This is a genomic window from Paraliobacillus ryukyuensis, from assembly GCF_003315295.1.
GTDB classification, from domain to species: domain Bacteria; phylum Bacillota; class Bacilli; order Bacillales; family Amphibacillaceae; genus Paraliobacillus; species Paraliobacillus ryukyuensis.
Genome location: NZ_QNRI01000006.1, coordinates 87692 through 105632, shown reverse-complemented (window position 1 = coordinate 105632; position 17941 = coordinate 87692). Strand labels below are relative to the sequence as shown.

At 36.7% G+C, this 17941-nt stretch carries 17 protein-coding genes and 2 riboswitches; of the genes, 1 reads left to right on the top strand and 16 read right to left on the bottom strand.

Annotated elements, in window-relative coordinates:
- Positions 1-80: 80 nt before the first annotated feature.
- The 15 genes from DES48_RS10190 to DES48_RS10120 form a co-directional block, all read right to left on the bottom strand.
- Positions 81-185 (bottom strand): MetS family NSS transporter small subunit, encoded by a 105-nt coding sequence (locus tag DES48_RS10190; protein WP_113868941.1) that lies wholly within the window; start codon positions 183-185, stop codon positions 81-83.
- A 17-nt stretch (positions 186-202) separates the two neighbouring features.
- Complete coding sequence (locus DES48_RS10185) at positions 203-1684, bottom strand: sodium-dependent transporter (RefSeq protein ID WP_079710922.1); 1482 nt, start codon at positions 1682-1684, stop codon at positions 203-205.
- A 229-nt stretch (positions 1685-1913) separates the two neighbouring features.
- A complete protein-coding gene (locus DES48_RS10180) occupies positions 1914-3458 on the bottom strand; it encodes a Na+/H+ antiporter NhaC family protein (protein WP_079710921.1) in 1545 nt (514 codons plus the stop codon).
- Positions 3459-3647: 189 nt separating this feature from the next.
- Positions 3648-3825, bottom strand: a riboswitch (Lysine riboswitch).
- 53 nt (positions 3826-3878) lie between these two features.
- Positions 3879-4670 (bottom strand): sporulation protein YunB, encoded by a 792-nt coding sequence (gene yunB / locus DES48_RS10175; RefSeq protein WP_079710920.1) that lies wholly within the window; start codon positions 4668-4670, stop codon positions 3879-3881.
- Positions 4671-4783: 113 nt separating this feature from the next.
- Positions 4784-5863 (bottom strand): HD-GYP domain-containing protein, encoded by a 1080-nt coding sequence (locus DES48_RS10170; protein ID WP_113868939.1) that lies wholly within the window; start codon positions 5861-5863, stop codon positions 4784-4786.
- Positions 5864-5957: 94 nt separating this feature from the next.
- The gene (locus tag DES48_RS10165) at positions 5958-7355 is read right to left on the bottom strand and encodes a bifunctional metallophosphatase/5'-nucleotidase (RefSeq protein ID WP_113868937.1); all 1398 of its coding nucleotides are present in this window, start codon (positions 7353-7355) and stop codon (positions 5958-5960) included.
- 259 nt (positions 7356-7614) lie between these two features.
- A complete protein-coding gene (gene sufB / locus DES48_RS10160) occupies positions 7615-9012 on the bottom strand; it encodes a Fe-S cluster assembly protein SufB (RefSeq protein WP_079710917.1) in 1398 nt (465 codons plus the stop codon).
- Between the two features lie 50 nt (positions 9013-9062).
- Positions 9063-9494 carry a Fe-S cluster assembly sulfur transfer protein SufU gene (sufU, locus tag DES48_RS10155; protein WP_079710916.1) on the bottom strand — a complete coding sequence of 144 codons (432 nt, stop codon included), beginning with the start codon at positions 9492-9494 and terminating at the stop codon, positions 9063-9065.
- Positions 9481-10704 (bottom strand): cysteine desulfurase, encoded by a 1224-nt coding sequence (locus tag DES48_RS10150; protein ID WP_113868934.1) that lies wholly within the window; start codon positions 10702-10704, stop codon positions 9481-9483. Before DES48_RS10150 ends, sufU begins: the two co-directional genes overlap by 14 nt.
- Positions 10704-12008 carry a Fe-S cluster assembly protein SufD gene (gene sufD / locus DES48_RS10145; RefSeq protein ID WP_113868932.1) on the bottom strand — a complete coding sequence of 435 codons (1305 nt, stop codon included), beginning with the start codon at positions 12006-12008 and terminating at the stop codon, positions 10704-10706. Before sufD ends, DES48_RS10150 begins: the two co-directional genes overlap by 1 nt.
- A 17-nt stretch (positions 12009-12025) precedes the next feature.
- Positions 12026-12811, bottom strand: a complete 786-nt coding sequence (gene sufC / locus DES48_RS10140) for a Fe-S cluster assembly ATPase SufC (protein WP_079710913.1) — start codon at positions 12809-12811, stop codon at positions 12026-12028.
- Between the two features lie 447 nt (positions 12812-13258).
- Positions 13259-13444: a YuzK family famiily protein gene (locus DES48_RS10135; RefSeq protein WP_113868930.1), complete on the bottom strand. Its 186-nt coding sequence runs from the start codon at positions 13442-13444 to the stop codon at positions 13259-13261.
- 186 nt (positions 13445-13630) lie between these two features.
- Positions 13631-14485, bottom strand: coding sequence for a MetQ/NlpA family ABC transporter substrate-binding protein (locus DES48_RS10130; protein ID WP_113868928.1), 855 nt, complete (start codon positions 14483-14485; stop codon positions 13631-13633).
- Positions 14486-14543: 58 nt separating this feature from the next.
- Positions 14544-15212, bottom strand: coding sequence for a methionine ABC transporter permease (locus DES48_RS10125; protein ID WP_079710910.1), 669 nt, complete (start codon positions 15210-15212; stop codon positions 14544-14546).
- Entirely contained in the window at positions 15205-16230 is a 1026-nt protein-coding gene (locus tag DES48_RS10120) for a methionine ABC transporter ATP-binding protein (protein WP_079710909.1), read from the bottom strand. The genes DES48_RS10125 and DES48_RS10120 overlap by 8 nt, the downstream gene beginning before the upstream one ends.
- Positions 16231-16366: 136 nt before the next feature.
- A riboswitch (SAM riboswitch) is annotated at positions 16367-16483 on the bottom strand.
- 178 nt (positions 16484-16661) lie between these two features.
- Between DES48_RS10120 and DES48_RS10115 the strand changes: the two genes are divergently transcribed.
- The gene (locus DES48_RS10115; protein ID WP_113868926.1) at positions 16662-17081 is read left to right on the top strand and encodes a TlpA family protein disulfide reductase; all 420 of its coding nucleotides are present in this window, start codon (positions 16662-16664) and stop codon (positions 17079-17081) included.
- A gap of 554 nt (positions 17082-17635) precedes the next feature.
- Here the strand turns inward: DES48_RS10115 and DES48_RS10110 are convergent.
- The gene (locus DES48_RS10110; RefSeq protein WP_113868924.1) at positions 17636-17938 is read right to left on the bottom strand and encodes a thioredoxin family protein; all 303 of its coding nucleotides are present in this window, start codon (positions 17936-17938) and stop codon (positions 17636-17638) included.
- Positions 17939-17941 lie beyond the last annotated feature (3 nt).

Genomic DNA, 17941 nt, shown 5'->3' with positions numbered 1-17941 from the left:
AATTCATAAAAAATGAAAACCGGATGATAATATGATTCCACATCATCATCCGGTTTAGTTAAGTTATTAAACAGTTTCGCTTATTTTTTTGAAGCTTTAACAATTGCATAAGTAATACTTGTTGCTAATCCACCCCATATGATGACTGCTCCGACAACAAACATTGCAATCGCAGATCCTGTCATAGTAAGCACACCTTTCTTTACTGACTTTTTGTTTCATTTGGCCATTTTTTAATGGTTAATATTGCTCCTAAGAACATCGCACTAATAGCTACTATCCAGCCAAAGCTAAATAAGAAATCAATTGGGTAACCACCATAGTTATCTTTCAGATCGCCAAGCAAGTTTTGTAGCATCATAAATCCTAATACAACTGGAGTAATAATACCTAAGCATAATCTCCACCAGCTACCTAATCGGATATCTGATACATCATTCGCATAGTTTTGTAAATCTTTCAGCGAACGAGCAAACCATGCAATAGCTACTACTTCAAATAATCCAGCTAGTGCAACACCATAATTATTAATAAAGTAATCCACAGTGTCGAGTAAGTTTAAACCGCCTTGATTAGCATAGAATAAAGACACAATAGCAGCGAGTCCTCCACCAATCGTAACGGAAACACGACGTGAAACATTGAATTTCTCTTGAATTCCTGCAATATAAGTCTCAGATATAGATATCATTGAAGATAATCCAGCTAATACTAAGGAAGCAAAGAATAAAAATCCGAATAATCCTGATGCAGGCATCTCACTAATAATCTCAGGGAAAACCATAAAGGCTAATCCTACACCGCCTTGAACAACATCTGCTACGGCCTGATCAGTTTGTGAAGCCATGAATCCTAATGCAGCAAAAACACCAATTCCTGCAAGCAACTCAAATGAAGAGTTTGCTAACCCAGTAATAAATGCGTTATTGGTAATATCCGATTTTTTCGGCAAATACGATGAATAAGTGATCATAATCGCAAAAGCAATCGATAAACTAAAGAAAATTTGTCCATAAGCTGCTACCCAGACAGAACCATCTTTGATTTGTGACCAATCTGGTGCAAAGAAGGCATTTAATCCTTCTACCGCACCTGGTAACGTTACTGCTCGAATAACAATAATAATAAATATAATAGCCAGTAATGGAATAAAGATCTTATTCGCTACCTCAATTCCTTTTTTAACGCCTAGTCCTAAAATAATAAAAACAACAGCCCATAACCCTAATAATGGAAACAGTACACTAGGTACAATTGCGCCAAACGTTCCTGCATCTGCAACCTGTAAGAAATCACCTACAAAGAAGCTTGTTGCATCATCTCCCCAACTTTGACCAAAAGAGAAATACGCATACATAACTGCCCAAGCGATAATGATTGGATAGTAAGTGGAAATTACGAATGAGATGATAACTTGCCACCAACCAATCCATTCCATCCCTTTACTAATTCGTTTAAAAGATCGTGGTGCTGAACTACGATATTTATGGCCTATGGTATACTCCATAATTAATAGTGGAATTCCTGCTGTTAACAAAGCAAATAAATAGGGTAGGAAAAATGCACCTCCACCATTTTCATAAGCTGTTGCTGGAAATCGCCAAATATTGCCCAATCCAATAGCTGATCCCATTGCCGCTAGTAAGAACCCTAAACGTGATCCCCATTGCGAACGATTATCCATAATAACTACTCCCTTCAATTACATCCACATCTATTTTTAAAATATTCAAACTATTCTAAACGCAGGATAGTTTGTTAACTTTAAAACTAAATGGTTACAATTTTTATTTTTTTCTGATATTTATTGATTATAAGGCGTATCCCCCTGCATGTCAAAGGAATATTTATGTCTATTTTTTCCTAAATAATTTAAGAAGAGCTGCCCATCAATCGAGCAGCTCTTTCAGGATTTATTTTATAATCTTATACGTAATAGTAGCAATCAAGACAACACACACAATTGTAACACATAGAGACAACATAACGCTTCCTAAAAAGCCATAAACAAAATAACCTAAACCTGTAGCAAGCGCACTTAAAAGCGCATAAGGCAATTGGGTTAATACGTGGTCAATATGGTTCGCACCTGCTCCTGTTGACGATAAAATCGAAGTATCTGAGATTGGTGAGCAGTGATCGCCAAATACAGAACCAGCTAGTACCGCAGCCATGGCAGGTAATACCAAAGTAACATCATAGACCAATGCAATTTGAGCGGCAATTGGTAGCATCATGCCAAATGTGCCCCAAGATGTACCTGTTGCTAAAGCCATTATCCCTGAAATCATAAATAACAGAAACGCCAAATAATTAGTATTAAATGCTACTTGTTCAATCAATTCAGCTAAATAATCGCCCGTTCCAATTGCATTTATAATAGCACCAATCATCCATGCTAGTATTAAAATGTAAATAGCAGGAAGCATGGCCTGAATTCCCTCTTTGATAATCTTGCTCACAGAAACTTTTGGGAAAGATAACGGCACAAAGAAAATGAATGCAACCATTACCGCTGCTAAACCACCCACAAACAAGGACAAGTTGACATTGGTATTTTCAAACATGGTTAAAATCGTCGCTTGTCCATTCGTAGCCCGATAACCAGTTACTAACATCGCAGAGACTGTAACGAGGATCAAACTACCGATTGGTACAAGTAAATGATGTATTCTACCATTTGTATGAGCAGTTAGACTAGTTTCTGCGTCACCTGCTATATTTCCTTTTTCTTGATCAAATAATTCTCCTGTAGCAATTGCCCTTTCTTCATGTTTCCGCATTAGTCCAATATTTAGGTTGAAATAAGCAACAAGAAATACCATCAAAATAGCAGCAAATGCATAAAAATTTAGTGGGATCATTCTAACAAATGCCTCTAATGGTTGATAAGCTGTCACTTCTGCGGTGGCAAAAATAGAACCTAACGTTCCAATAATATACGCTCCCCAACTGGAAATAGGGGTAATTACCGTAATTGGAGCTGACGTTGAATCAATAATGTATGCTAACTTGGCACGGGATACCTTAAAACGATCGGTTACTGGACGTGCTACCTGACCAACTGCTAAGCTATTAAAATAGTCATCAATAAAAATAATAATTCCTAAAAAGGATGGGATAAGTTGTGCCCCTCTTCTCGTTTTTACTTGGCGAATCGCCCAATCACCAAATGCTTTACTTCCTCCTGAAGCTGACAGGAATGCCGTTGTGATTCCAAGTAACAATAAAAAACCTAACAAATACAAATTACCCAAATTCCAGCCTTCTTCACTTAGGTAAAAAATATTCCAAAAAACCATTACAATCTCTTTTAGACTGTCTATAAGGTGAAAATTGTGCAATAGCAATGCACCGACAAAGATCCCAGCTCCTAGAGATAGAAATATCTTTCTCGTTAACAACACGAGGACTAGCATGATAAGAGCTGGTAGTAATGAATAAACCGTTCCTTCCACTTTCTTTCCTCCTATATTAGCTATAGCTATCTCTGATGGCAATCCACTTCTTTAATAGCTATTACCTTATTACAAAAGAATACTTCCAATATGGATAGTTTTAGGCACACTAAAAAAACAGCAATAGTACGAACCTATTACTGTTTCTATCATCTCTAAGAAATGAACATTTGTTGGTTTACCTTTGATTCGATCAACAGCTCATCACGTAAAAGACATGACAGTATACCTTTTATTCAAAGATATCCCAGTAAAGTAACACTGACCAATGCTTTCCCTTTACTTCGGCATGATAATCCTTTCTACTATTATCTTCGCAGTCAACTCCAATAGTATACTCTTTTTATCCTGCGCCTCTATCTCATCGATCCGATAAGGTTAGTTATTCTTTTTCTTCAACAGTTTATCAAGTTACTATGGCTATTGCAAGGGGTCTAACGGAATGGACAAATTTGGTTCTAATGCATCACCTGTGCCATTATTATTATAATATTGTGGTACATCACCACTGTAACCACCACTTCCAATTGGTATCTCTTGTTTCACATACGCGGTTTTGGTTCCAAATGGAATAATTGTTCGAAGTTCTACTTCTATGTGTACAACCGGTTCAATATGCACACTATTTATTTTCACTCCAGTTACTTTTGTTTCAACTTCTGTACTCACATAGCCGATTAATTGTAAATTAACAGGGACTTTTGGTCCTAAATTTGCTAATAACGGGAGGTTCAAAACTTGACCAAATGGAATTTCAATTAAGTTTGATTTTTCTTTCACTGTTTCTACATTTGTTTTCTCTTCTGCTTCAATATCAACGTCTAGAGGAGCACTAGTATCAGGTACAACCCCCTTTTCCAATTGATGCAGAAAATTTTCTACTCTGTACTGAATATTCCGCTGCACCCGATTTTCCATTGCTGCATTTATCTTATAACTAACTACACGCCCAGTATTATCATATTGAAAATCAATTAAATTCTCCAGTTCTAAATCTTCATTTAATTTTTTATTTACGGCGATGCCCATCGCCATATTGGCATATTGTTTATTTTTGGTTTCCGCAATATCCATTAGAACAGGTTTTATTCCTCGATTAACTATAACAAGGCTAATGATCGTGAGGATAACAAATAAAATACCCGATATAAAAAATAAATCACGAATGGAAGGTGTTTTTCGATAACGTTTCATACGCTTTTGTTTCCACACAAAAATCCCCCCTGCTTAAGCTTATGCTTATAAACAAGGGGGTAGTCTTATTATTCTAAAATTAATTTAATCATACGTGAGAACCACATTTTCAATTGCAATACTGAAGTATGTTAGATCTGATAGCTAGTAACAGTAAGATCGAATTGTTTAGACAAGTCAATGTCGTATGGCTGTACATCTTGCTCATTTTCTTTAATGACACGTACAATCGGTCGTTCATGTAGTTGATTATTTTGTTTAACAACGATAGCAATACGATTATCACTTAAACGGATTGTTGCACCATTAGGATAAATGGCAATGGCATTTTTAAACGTTCGAACTAATTCTCGATCAAATAATTTACCACTTCCTGCATATAACACTTCCAGTCCTTCTTGAGGAAGCATCGCATCTCGATAGACACGATTACTTGTTACCGCATCAAAGACGTCTGCTATTGCCAGTATTTTACCGAATGGATGAATCTCTTCTAGACTAATTCCTCTTGGATAGCCTGAACCATCTAATCGTTCGTGATGTTGATAAGCACAATGTGCGATTAATAAAGGAAATGAGGTTGACTGCCTAAGAAAGTTGAATCCTTTTTCGGTATGAGATTTCATGATGTCGAATTCTGCATCAGTCAATTTTCCAGTCTTATTTAAAATTTCATCAGGTATAAACATTTTGCCAACATCATGTAACATCGCGCCTAAACCTAACTGACGAATTTGCTTAGCTGGTAATTTCAATTCCGTCGCCAAAGCGATAGCATAGAGTGTTACATTAATGGAATGTGCAAATACATAATCATCTGCTATTAAGATGTCCGACATTACCGTTAGAATTTCATCGTTCCCTGTCACTTGACCAATCATTGAATCTACCATATTGGTCATATTTTTGCTTGTTTTATCTAATAAAAATGCACTTTTCTCAAAACCATTATTTTGAAAAGTAGTGAAAGATTGTTTGACTAACTGGATTGCTTCTAAACGCATTTCTTCAGGAAGCGGTGAGTTAATATGTATATCATCGGTTAGTTCATCTTTAATATATACATAAGTGACACCTCGTTCTTGGAGTCGTTTAATCAACGGACTAGTTAGCGTGACATCTTTTTGGATTAAGACTTTTCCTTTTTCATTAAAAATCGGTCTTGCTAATTCAGCGCCTTCTTGTAAGGTTTGCGATGCAACTAATCTCATACTTTTCTCCTAACTCAATATATCTAATATTAACTAACTCAAATATTATCAAATAGTTCTACAATTATCCACAAAATTTTTAAAATGAGTCAACCTACTTTTTATAATGACTAACTAATGTTCGAATTAATAAATCTCGCATAAACTCGGGCATAAAAAATTCTTTCGTATTTGATCGTGCGATTGGTGGAGAAAGTTGCCCAAAGGTAAACATATCAGCAGTTGCTAGGCGATACGTCTGATCAACATCCAGCGCTTCCCCTTGAAACGTCACTTCCTTCATATGTTCACTACCGTCTTGATTAATGGTGGTTTCAAGTTCTACCCCAGCAAAAACCATACGACCGATAACTTTTCCGCGAAAACCAAATCCCTTCATTTCTAATTCTGTAAAATTATTTGTTAATGAACCTCGGATAACTTCTACTAATTCTTGACCTGTAAGTGTTACAACACAGGGATTAATTGGATGTGGACAAATACGGTGCACATCTGCGTAAGTGACGGTACCTTGAGGTAACGACTCAAGTAGAATACCGGCATTTAACATAGCAATATCTGCATTAGTCCATTCCCGTAAGGTCTCGGTCAATTGTTTCATAATTATTGTCCGTTTGAACCAGTCTACTTCCAAAGGTTTTTCCAGTGTTGCGATGGTTTGTTTTAACAAAGTAGCAGATCGTTCGGTTTGTTCTTTAATTATTCTTGTCGTCTCTTCATGTGGCAAAACATGATCAATTGGTGTTGCATATGCCTCTTTTTTGACTAATTGATGTAAGGAATGATCCCAAGTAAGTACTACTTCCCCTACATAATAGCCGAATTTTCCAGCCGCTGTTAAGATCGACTGATTAACCACTTCTCCATCACGAAATAAATGGTGCGTGTGTCCACCAATAATGACATCAATCATAGGATATCTTTCTGCAATTTGTTGATCTTCAGTAATACCTAAATGAGATAATAGTACAATAATATCTGCTTGTTTGTTCAACCGTTCAACTTCACGATCTAATATGGCAAAGGGATCCTCTACATTCCATTCAAGCGGGTTATAGAACGCTTGAAATGGTGCAGTTAACCCAATGACACCAATCGTTATACCCGAATTTGTAGATGTGTAAGTAGTTGCTTGCAGCCAGTCTGGATCATCTCCATCCTTACTATGTAAATTAGCGCAGATTACGGAAAAATCGGCATCATCGTATAAATGATAAAGCTCATTATGATTTAATGTTATACCTTCATTATTACCTAATGTCACCATATCATATCCAGCTTCATTTAATAATGTTACATTACCTTTACCAAGTAATGCTTCTGAGTTTGGATGTACGCGATCAATATGGTCACCATTATCAAATAAAAAAAAGTCTTGATTTTCTCTGTTATGTTGTATTTTTTTATCGTTAAAAAAGGAGGCAATCTTTGGCCAATTTTCAAAATGGCTATGTATATCACTTGTATAATATAAGAATATTTTTTCTTGCATGCTAAAAACCCCTTTATTCAAGGAAACAATTTTCAATTTTGCAGTCTTACCAATATATATTTTAACACGTTTCGGTTTCAAAAAGAATGAATGGTGTTTGTATATTGATTTCTTTACTGTTCGCTGTACTATCTTTACCTTACTAAACGCTGTAAACTTCAAATGGTGCCTCTGCGGGATAAAAAAAGTACGAGCCATACGCGCGAATGTACCCATTTGCGTATGTCCCGTACTCATATTTATCTCATATGGAATATGATTACCCGATACTACCTTCCATTTCAAAGCTGATTAGGCGGTTCATTTCTACTGCGTATTCCATTGGAAGCTCTTTCGTAAATGGTTCAATGAAGCCCATTACGATCATTTCAGTTGCTTCTTGTTCGGAAATACCACGACTCATCAAGTAGAATAACTGCTCTTCAGACACTTTAGAAACTTTTGCTTCGTGCTCTAATGAAATATTTTCATTGTTAATTTCATTATAAGGAATGGTATCTGAAGTCGATTTATTATCCATAATTAACGTATCGCACTCGATGTTTGAACGAGCATTATCCGCTTTTCTTCCAAAGTGAACAATACCACGATAGGTTACTTTACCACCTTGTTTCGAAATTGATTTTGATACAATCGTAGAAGAAGTATTTGGTGCAAGGTGATACATTTTTGCCCCAGCATCTTGGTGTTGACCTTTTCCTGCTAATGCAATAGATAAGGTCATGCCACGTGCGCCTTCTCCTTTTAAGATAACAGAAGGATATTTCATTGTTAATTTCGATCCTAAGTTACCGTCGACCCATTCCATTGTTGCGTTTGCATCGCAAGTGGCACGCTTGGTTACTAAGTTATATACGTTATTTGCCCAGTTTTGAATAGTTGTATAACGGCAATACGCATCTTTTTTAACAAAAATTTCAACTACTGCACTGTGCAACGAATTGGTTGTATAAGTTGGTGCTGTACAACCTTCTACATAGTGTACAGAAGCGCCTTCGTCTACAATAATTAACGTACGCTCAAATTGTCCCATGTTTTCCGAGTTAATTCGGAAGTATGCCTGCAATGGCGTGTCAGCTTTTACGCCTTTTGGAACATAAATAAATGATCCACCAGACCATACTGCTGAGTTTAATGCAGAAAATTTATTATCAGATGAAGGAATAACTTTCCCAAAATACTGTTTAAATAAATCTTCATTTTCTTTTAGTGCTGTATCGGTATCTTTAAACACAATACCCATTTCTTCTAAATCTTCTTTTAAATTATGATAGACAACCTCTGATTCATATTGTGCTGATACACCAGCTAAATATTTTTGTTCTGCTTCTGGAATCCCTAATTTATCAAATGTTTGTTTAATTTCATCAGGGACCTCATCCCATGAACGTTCCGAACGCTCAGATGGTTTAACATAATACGTGATCTCATCAAAATTTAATTCTGAAAGATCCCCACCCCACTGTGGCATCGGTTGTTTATAAAATTGTTCTAGTGCTTTTAAACGATAATCGAGCATCCATTGTGGTTCTTCTTTCATTCGTGAAATTTCTTCAACCACGTTTTTGGTTAGGCCTTTTTCTGTACGAAAGACGGAAACGTCACGATCATGAAAACCATATTTATAATCTCCAACTTCTGGCGCCTTCTTAGCCATTATTTAACCCCTCCTATTCAAATTCTATCATCATTTTTAAATAAACAATACTACGCTTCCATCCCTTTTTCCATTGCTTTCCAAGGCAATGTAGCGCACTTAATTCTTGCCGGAAATTTCGCTACACCTTGCAACGCTTCGGAATCGCCTAGGTCTAGCTCACTTGTATCCGGATCATTACCTAACATCATATCAGAGAACATTTCTGACATGGAAAGTGCCTCTTTGGTTGTTTTGCCTTTAATCGCTTGCGTCATCATCGATGCAGACGCCAAGCTAATCGAGCAACCTTCGCCTTCAAATTTCGCATCCTTCACCATATCGTCTTCCACTAATAAATGGATTTGAATACGATCTCCACATGTTGGATTATTCATATCAATTGACAGTGATTCTTCGTCAAAAGCACCTCGGTTACGAGGATTTTTATAATGATCCATGATCACTTGTCGGTATAATGTTTCTAAATTAGTAAAAGACATCGCCGAAAAACTCCTTCGCTCGTTGTAAACCAGCAACTAATCGATCCACATCTTCTTTTGTATTATAAAGATAGAAACTTGCTCTTGCTGTTGCAGTTTCATCTAACCATTTCATTAACGGTTGCGCACAGTGGTGTCCTGCTCGAACTGCAACACCTTCCGCGTCCAATATGGTTGCTGTATCGTGCGGATGCACATCATCCAAATTAAATGTGATTAGGCCAGCTCTTTTCTCAGGACCATAAATTGTAATACCATCAATGGTTTGAAGCTGGTCCATTGCATATTTAACTAACATTTCTTCATGTTTTGCTATCTTGTCTAAACCAATGGATTCTAGAAAATCAATCGCTGCACCTAAACCAATTGCTCCTGCTATGATTGGTGTGCCCCCTTCAAACTTCCAAGGCAGATCTTTCCATGTTGATTCATATAATCCTACAAAATCAATCATTTCACCACCAAATTCTACAGGTTCCATTTGTTCAAGCAGCTCTTTTTTGCCATATAGGACACCAATACCAGTAGGACCACACATTTTATGACCAGAAAAGGCATAAAAATCACAATCCAATTCTTGCACATCGACACGCATATGCGGTACCGCTTGTGCCCCATCAACTACCATAACTGCTCCATGTTCATGTGCAATCTTGGTAACTTCTTTAATCGGATTAATGGTTCCTAATACATTTGATACGTGTGTCATTGCTACAATTTTAGTATTAGCTGTAATGGTTGCTTGCACATCTTCTAGCGCGACTGTTCCATCTGCTTGCAGTGGAATATATTTTAACGTGGCACCCGTCTCCTTAGCAACTTGCTGCCAAGGGATAATATTACTATGATGCTCCATTAACGTTAAGACAACTTCATCGCCCACTTTTAAGTTAGCTCTACCATAACTAGCTGCAACGGTATTGATTGAGGTTGTCGTTCCGCGAGTAAAGATAATTTCTTCAACGGAAGAAGCATGTAGAAAGGCTCTGACTTTTTCACGAGCTCCTTCATATTCCTCTGTTGCACGATTACCCAATGTGTGTACACCGCGATGCACATTCGAATTATCTGACCGATAGTATGCATTGATCGCTTCAATAACAGCTAACGGCTTTTGTGATGTGGCAGAAGAATCCAAATAAACTAACGGCTTTTCATTTACTTCTTGATCCAAGATAGGAAATTGAGAACGAATTGCATTAACATCCATTAGTATACTTTCCTCTCAATTACTTCTGTTAACTGTTCTCGTACTGCCTGAATTGGAATTTCATTAACTACTGGTGCTAAGAAGCCGTGAATAACTAAACGTTCAGCTTCTTGCTTAGAAATACCTCTACTCATAAGATAATACAATTGCACTGGGTCTACACGACCTACAGAAGCAGCGTGACCTGCTGTTACATCATCTTCATCAATTAATAAGATCGGATTTGCATCCCCACGTGCATGTTTACTTAACATGAGAACTCGAGATTCTTGCTCAGCATTTGCTTTCGTTCCACCGTGCTCAATCTTACCAATACCATTAAAGATAGAGGAAGCGTGATCTTTCATTACACCGTGTTGCAAGATTAAACCTTCTGATTGTTTTCCATAGTTTACAATTTTAGCAGTAAAGTTCTGGATTTGATCACCACGACCTACAGATACTGTTTTTGCATACGAATAAGAATTATCGCCAATTAAATGGGTGGTATTATCTGATACTGTATTACCCTCGTTCATTTGACCTAATGCCCATTCAATTTTTGCATCACGATAAACTACCCCACGACGATTCATATAAACGGTTGTTCCATGTGCGAAATTATCGACAGAACCAAATGAGATTGAAGCATTATCATGTGCGATTACTTCTGTCACTACATTTGCTACTGTTTCTTCTTCTTTGTTATGAGAAATATAGTTCTCTACATAGGTTAAGGAGCTATTTTCTTCAGCTACGACAATGACATGATTGAACAAACCTAATGATACATCTTCTTGCCAAAAAATAGCTTGTAACGGTTGTTCAACGACAACATTTTTAGGAACATATACAAATACGCCACCGTTCATTAATGCAGCATGTAAAGCTGTTAGGCGATGCTCATCAAATGAAACGGCATCTTTCATATAATAACGTTGTACTAACTCAGGGTAGTTTTCTAATGCAGTAAACATATCAGTAAAAATAACACCTTTATCAGCTAGCTCTTTCGATAAGTTTTTGTATGCAGTTGTTTGATTTCGTAAAAGAACAATATTATTGTCTTTTTCGACATCGACAAATACTTGAATATCATTTGGTAATTCTTTTAGTGAAGAAATGGACTCCCCTTCTGCGTCATGTTTAAATGTAGAGAAATTCCATTTTGATATATTTGTTTTATCCGGTGTTGGCATTTCTAACGTATCAGCAACTTCTAGGGCCTGTTGGCGAAACTTAGACATCCACTCCGGTTCATTATGCTTTGCTGAAAAAGCTTTTACGTAATCTTCTTCATATGGTAATTTTGTTTCCGCAGCCATCTAATCCCTCCTTACGTTTATGCGTTATGACCTACTGTTTCCTCTTCAATACCTAATTCTTTTTTAATCCAGTCATAACCCTCTGCTTCTAGACGTTCAGCTAACTCTGGACCACCTGATTTCACCACACGGCCTTGCATCATGATGTGTACATAATCTGGCGTAATGTAGTCTAGTAAACGTTGGTAGTGCGTAATAATTAAGCAACCAAATGTTTCGTTACGTAGTTTATTGATTCCTTTGGATACAATTTTAAGTGCATCAATATCCAAACCAGAGTCAATCTCATCTAAAATTCCGATGGCTGGTTTTAACAGCATTAATTGTAGGATTTCATTACGTTTTTTCTCTCCGCCAGAGAATCCTTCATTTAAATAACGTTGCGCCATGTTTTTATCTATTTCTAAATAATCCATTGCTGCATCCATCTCTTTAATGAATTTCATTAATGGAATTTCATCGCCTTCTTCACGACGAGCATTAATGGAAGAACGTAAGAAGTCAGAAGTTGTTACCCCACTAATTTCACTTGGATATTGCATCGCTAAAAATAGACCTGCTTTTGCTCGTTCGTCTACTTCCATTTCTAGCACATCTTCCCCATCTAAAAGAATGCTTCCACTTGTTACTTCGTATTTCGGATGACCCATAATGGCAGATGCTAAAGTGGACTTACCCGTACCATTTGGTCCCATGACAGCATGGAACTCGCCACCTTTAATGGTTAAGTTTACACCTTTTAATATCTCTTGACCTTCAATTTCAACATGAAGATCTTTAATTTCTAACGTCGATACAGCCATATTGTTACCTCCAACATAATAAAATTTATAAAAATAGAGAGAACCTTGTTGTCTGAGGTTCATTCTCACTTTATTCTCATTACAATCTTATACTATTTCGAATCTATAATCAACATTTCAAAGATACACACGTAGCATTTTTCAAACTATTTTGCACAAAAAGTATCGATCGTCTGCCGCAACCATATGGCAGTGTTAGTTGATGAATAGATACATCGTTACCATGTATACTTTCTAATGATAAAATTCTTATATTATTACTATATCACGATCCCAAGATTCCATAAACAAAAGTGACCTACTAAATGCCTTTAAAACCCCTCCATTATCTGGTTTCTTTAATGGGTTTCCTTTTTATTTGTATCATATATTCTAACTAATTTTTCGCATAAAAAATCCCCTCACTGCAATTAAATTGAAGTGAGGGGATTTTAGTTTTTATGATTTTTAACGATGTACTTTTTGTTCCATGTCAGTAACGATCTTCAAACCGTTCCGATAGCTTTTTTCACGTTTCTTTTCAATTTCTAGGCGTTTGGCCAAACTTTTTTCATATTCGGCAAATCCAACTCCATGATTTTCTTGCATTGCTTTTTCCATGTCTGTTGTATAGTTTAATGCTAATCGAGCCATTTTGGTTTAAAACATCCCTTTCTTTGTTTGACAATAATAATGTACCATTTGTTAGATTACATAACAAAGTGCTTGACAAGTTATTTGAAAGGATTTGCCCTCACTTACGCTCACATGACTTACATACAACAAACAGAGCTAGAATACATTCGATTTGCTTAGAGTTTATCGAATTTTGCTTATTCACTACTCAGAAGCTACTGGAACAACTTCGCCGGCATACGTTTCTTCAATAAAATTCGTAATATCTTCAGACTGTAATACATCCACTAATGTTAGTAAAGCTTCATTATTCTCATCTTCTGCACGGGCAGCAATAATATTGACATATGGAGAATCAGCATCTTCTACGAATAACGAATCTTCAAGTGGGGAAAGTCCTGCTTCAATCGCATAATTTGTATTAATCGCCACTAATTTATCCTCTTCGCGCTCATACATTTGTGGTAAAACTGCAGCATCTACATCTGGTGAAAATTTCAAGTTTAGCGGATTTTCCACAATGTCATCAATCGTTGCATCTGCTTTCGTCACATTCTCATCTAAGGAAATTAATCCTTGTTGCTCAAATAAGGTTAAGATACGTCCGTGATCTGGTACTGAACGACTAATAATCACTTCCGTCCCTTCTGGGATATCTTCAATATTTGTAATATTTTTTGAATAAACACCCATTGGCTCAATATGAATGCCACCTAAATTAACAAAATCATACTCAAATTCTTCTTTTTGTGAATTAAAGTACGGAATGTGTTGGAAATAATTTGCATCAATTGATCCATTAGCTAGATCTTTATTTGGTAGAATATAATCTTGAAACTCTTCAATAACTAAATCGATACCTTTTTCAGCTAATATCGGTTTTGCTTCTTCTAAAATTTCTGCATGTGGCACGCTTGTCGCACCTACTTTTATTTCAACATTTTCTTCACTTGTCTCACCATTGTCTCCACTTGTTTCCTCATCTGAATTACCTGTCCCACATCCTACTAATACGCCTACGAACAAAGTAGCAATTAAAAATAATAGCAATTTTTTCATGTTAAAACTCTCCTTCTTATTTTTTTATAGTTAACTTGCGCTTTCCACAAGTTTTCCATCATCGTTTATCTAATTTATTTGTGATTGTGTCACCAATGATCTGGAACACAAAAACAATAATGACAATTAATACGGTACACATGAATAAGACATCACTAGCTTGGCGTTGGAACCCATAATAATAAGCATAATCACCTAACCCGCCTGCACCAATAATACCAGCAACAGCTGTGTATCCGATTAAAGCAATCGCTGTTACGGTTAATCCAGAAACTAATGCTGGTGTTGATTCTTTTAATAGTACCTTAAAAATAATGGTTGAGGTTTTTGCCCCCATTGCTTTAGCCGCCTCAATCACACCTTTATCAACTTCTCGCAATGCAATCTCAACTAATCTACCATAGAATGGCGCAGAACCAATGATTAATGCAGGTAGTGCTGCATTCGGTCCTCGCAATGTTCCAATTAGAAAATCAGTAAATGGGAATAATAGCAAAATTAAAATAACAAACGGAATCGCCCGAAATACGTTTACAACGGTAGCAACGATAAAATTGAGCCCTTTATTCTGCCACACATTGCCTTTCGAAGTTAAATATAGTAACAGTCCTAATGCGATTCCTAGAATAAGCGTTCCGACTAAAGCAATTAATGTCATGTAAAATGTCTCACCTGTTGCAATAACCAAGTCAAACCATTTCACATTTGGAAAAAGTGTATTAAGCATGGCCTTTCACCTCCACTTCTACTGCTATGGACTTGATATGGTCAATTGCTTTTGTTATTTCTACCTCTTCACCAGTAATTTGAACATATAATGTTCCGTAAGCACCAGCTTGTGTTTGTTTGACATTTCCGTGCAAGATGTTTAAATCAACTTTAAATTGTTTAGCGACTTGGCTAATAACAGCTTGATTGGCTGTTTCTCCAACAAAGTGTAAACGCAAGACCTTTCCTTGCTCGACATGATGCATAAAGGTTTCGTCCGTTGCTTGTTCTTCAGGTTTGCCCATTACTTGTTCCACAAACTTCTTCGTAACTGATTGTTTTGGGTGAGAGAATACGTCAACGACATTTCCTTCTTCCACAACCGCTCCTTGTTCCATTACCGCTACACGATGACAGATCTTCTGTATGACATGCATTTCATGAGTAATTAAGATAATCGTTAGACCAAGCTGTTTATTAATATCTACCAATAAGGATAAAATAGCATCCGTTGTTTCTGGATCTAATGCCGATGTCGCTTCATCACACAACAACACTTTCGGTCGATTAGCTAATGCTCGCGCAATACCAACACGTTGTTTCTGGCCACCACTTAACTGGGAAGGATAAGCATCCTCTCGGCCAGACAAACCAACCAATCGAATTAATTCATCTACTCGTTCTTCACGCTCGGCTTTTGCTACTCCTGCAATTTCTAGCGGAAATGAAATATTCTGTCTTACCGTACGTGACCATAATAGATTAAAATGTTGAAAAATCATGCCAATCTCTTGACGTGAGAGACGCAATTGTTTTTTTGATAACGCTGTAATCGTTTGGTCATCGATAGTTACTTCGCCTGAGCTTGGCTCCTCTAATCGATTAATAAGTCGAATAAAAGTACTCTTACCTGCGCCACTATAGCCAATAACACCGAAGATCTCGCCATTATTAATCGATAGGTCAAGCTTATCCACCGCAGTAATTGATGCGTTATTCGTTTGAAAAACTTTTGACAGCTGGTTAATGGTAATCATCGTATCCCTTCTTTCTACTTGTTATGTTTTTATCGCTTGTGCTAATAAGGAATATAATTTCACTATCTAAATAAAAAAAGGTGTCTTTCTGTTCGTGGAGAACAGAAAGACACCCTATGTCTATAATAATTCTGTTCTCTCATCTGCCAAAGCATTAACTGCTCTGCAGGAATTGGCACCTTTTTAAACATAGAATATGTTTAACGGTTGCCGGGCTTCGTCGGGCCAGTCCCTCCACCTCTCTTGATAAGAGATTAAGTATTAAGTTTTCATTAAGATAATTGGATCTTAGCACACCGCTTAATCAAATGTCAATTGTTTTTATTTTTTTAATCTCATAAAAATTTTACCAGTTTTACATCTTTCTAAATTCTTGAGCCCATCAGAAGTTTCATATACAATATGGAGAAGATTAGAAAGGAAGATTTTTAATGAACGAATCAGTTAATTTTACATTATCATATATCAATAAGACGGGTGAATGGCGCCTATCGGATTATAAAGGTAAAGTTATTGTCCTCACATTTTGGGCTTCTTGGTGTCCTGACTGTAGTGTAGACCTACCCAAAAAAGAACAACTCTTTCAATCAATGGATCCGAGCAAAGTAGAACTAGTCTCTATTAATGTACTGGGTAGAGAGCGTAGCCGTGAGGAAGCAGAAAAATATGCAAACAAATTTTTAAGCCAACCTTCTTTAATTGATAATGGGAGAGACGTGTACGACTTGTTTCATTGTGAAGGAGTTCCTACCACCATTATTATTGATCAACAGGGAAAAGTTCACCAAACATTCGGGGATAAAAGTAACTTTTTAGATATCGTACAGTCGATTGGAGAGGTAGTAGAATAGCAATTTCTAAACTTAATTGGAGATGCAGGGCGCTTATCAAAGTGATTTCTGCTTTATCTTCGTTTAACTATGAAATCTTTGACGCTCACCAACGCGATTTCCGCTTTTTCTCCGTTTAACTATGAAATCTTTGACGCTCACCAACGCGATTTCCGCTTTTTCTCCGTTTAACTATGAAATCTTTGACGCTCACCAACGTGATTTCCGCTTTTTCTCCGTTTAACTATGAAATCTAGGGCGCTCACCAACGTGATTTCCGCTTTTTCTCCGTTTAACTATGAAATCTTTGACGCTCACCAACGCGATTTCCGCTTTTTCTCCGTTTAACTATGAAATCTTTGACGCTCACCAACGTGATTTCCGCTTTTTCTCCGTTTAACTATGAAATCTAGGGCGCTCACCAACGTGATTTCCGCTTTTTCTCCGTTTAACTATGAAATCTAGGGCGCTCACCAACGTGATTTATACTTTACCTTTATTTAACCACGTTATTCAAGTACAAAAAAAGACACGGTTCGGATAACTACTATCCTCCATGCCAACAAAACAATATACTAGCCATTATGTGTTAATGCGCTAGATAACTGTGCCATTTTTTCAAAAGAATAAATTCGCTGTTCTTCGCCATTCATCGATATGGTGAACAAACAAGGAACACTTTCAATTTTTTTGTTCTGCATAAATGCCGGAAATAGGGCAGCGTTCATTTCATTAAAAAGATTTTTTCCTGCTTCTTCTTCAATTTTAACTAGAATTTGTCGTGCTAGGTGACAAGTTCCACAAAAAGGACTATGAATAAAAGTCATAGCACCAAGTTCATCTGCAACAGGCAGGTTATCTTTCACTATTGGTACCATCGT

What these genes read in the sequence shown, in the direction of transcription:
- DES48_RS10190 (WP_113868941.1), bottom strand. Translation starts at nt 185, where the DNA reads ATGACAGGATCTGCGATTGCAATGTTTGTTGTCGGAGCAGTCATCATA.
- DES48_RS10185 (WP_079710922.1), bottom strand. Translation starts at nt 1,684, where the DNA reads ATGGATAATCGTTCGCAATGGGGATCACGTTTAGGGTTCTTACTAGCG.
- DES48_RS10170 (WP_113868939.1), bottom strand. Translation starts at nt 5,863, where the DNA reads ATGAGATTAGTTGCATCGCAAACCTTACAAGAAGGCGCTGAATTAGCA.
- DES48_RS10165 (WP_113868937.1), bottom strand. Translation starts at nt 7,355, where the DNA reads ATGCAAGAAAAAATATTCTTATATTATACAAGTGATATACATAGCCAT.
- sufB (WP_079710917.1), bottom strand. Translation starts at nt 9,012, where the DNA reads ATGGCTAAGAAGGCGCCAGAAGTTGGAGATTATAAATATGGTTTTCAT.
- sufU (WP_079710916.1), bottom strand. Translation starts at nt 9,494, where the DNA reads ATGTCTTTTACTAATTTAGAAACATTATACCGACAAGTGATCATGGAT.
- DES48_RS10150 (WP_113868934.1), bottom strand. Translation starts at nt 10,704, where the DNA reads ATGGATGTTAATGCAATTCGTTCTCAATTTCCTATCTTGGATCAAGAA.
- sufD (WP_113868932.1), bottom strand. Translation starts at nt 12,008, where the DNA reads ATGGCTGCGGAAACAAAATTACCATATGAAGAAGATTACGTAAAAGCT.
- sufC (WP_079710913.1), bottom strand. Translation starts at nt 12,811, where the DNA reads ATGGCTGTATCGACGTTAGAAATTAAAGATCTTCATGTTGAAATTGAA.
- DES48_RS10135 (WP_113868930.1), bottom strand. Translation starts at nt 13,444, where the DNA reads ATGGCTCGATTAGCATTAAACTATACAACAGACATGGAAAAAGCAATG.
- DES48_RS10130 (WP_113868928.1), bottom strand. Translation starts at nt 14,485, where the DNA reads ATGAAAAAATTGCTATTATTTTTAATTGCTACTTTGTTCGTAGGCGTA.
- DES48_RS10125 (WP_079710910.1), bottom strand. Translation starts at nt 15,212, where the DNA reads ATGCTTAATACACTTTTTCCAAATGTGAAATGGTTTGACTTGGTTATT.
- DES48_RS10120 (WP_079710909.1), bottom strand. Translation starts at nt 16,230, where the DNA reads ATGATTACCATTAACCAGCTGTCAAAAGTTTTTCAAACGAATAACGCA.
- DES48_RS10115 (WP_113868926.1), top strand. Translation starts at nt 16,662, where the DNA reads ATGAACGAATCAGTTAATTTTACATTATCATATATCAATAAGACGGGT.
- DES48_RS10110 (WP_113868924.1), bottom strand. Translation starts at nt 17,938, where the DNA reads ATGGTACCAATAGTGAAAGATAACCTGCCTGTTGCAGATGAACTTGGT.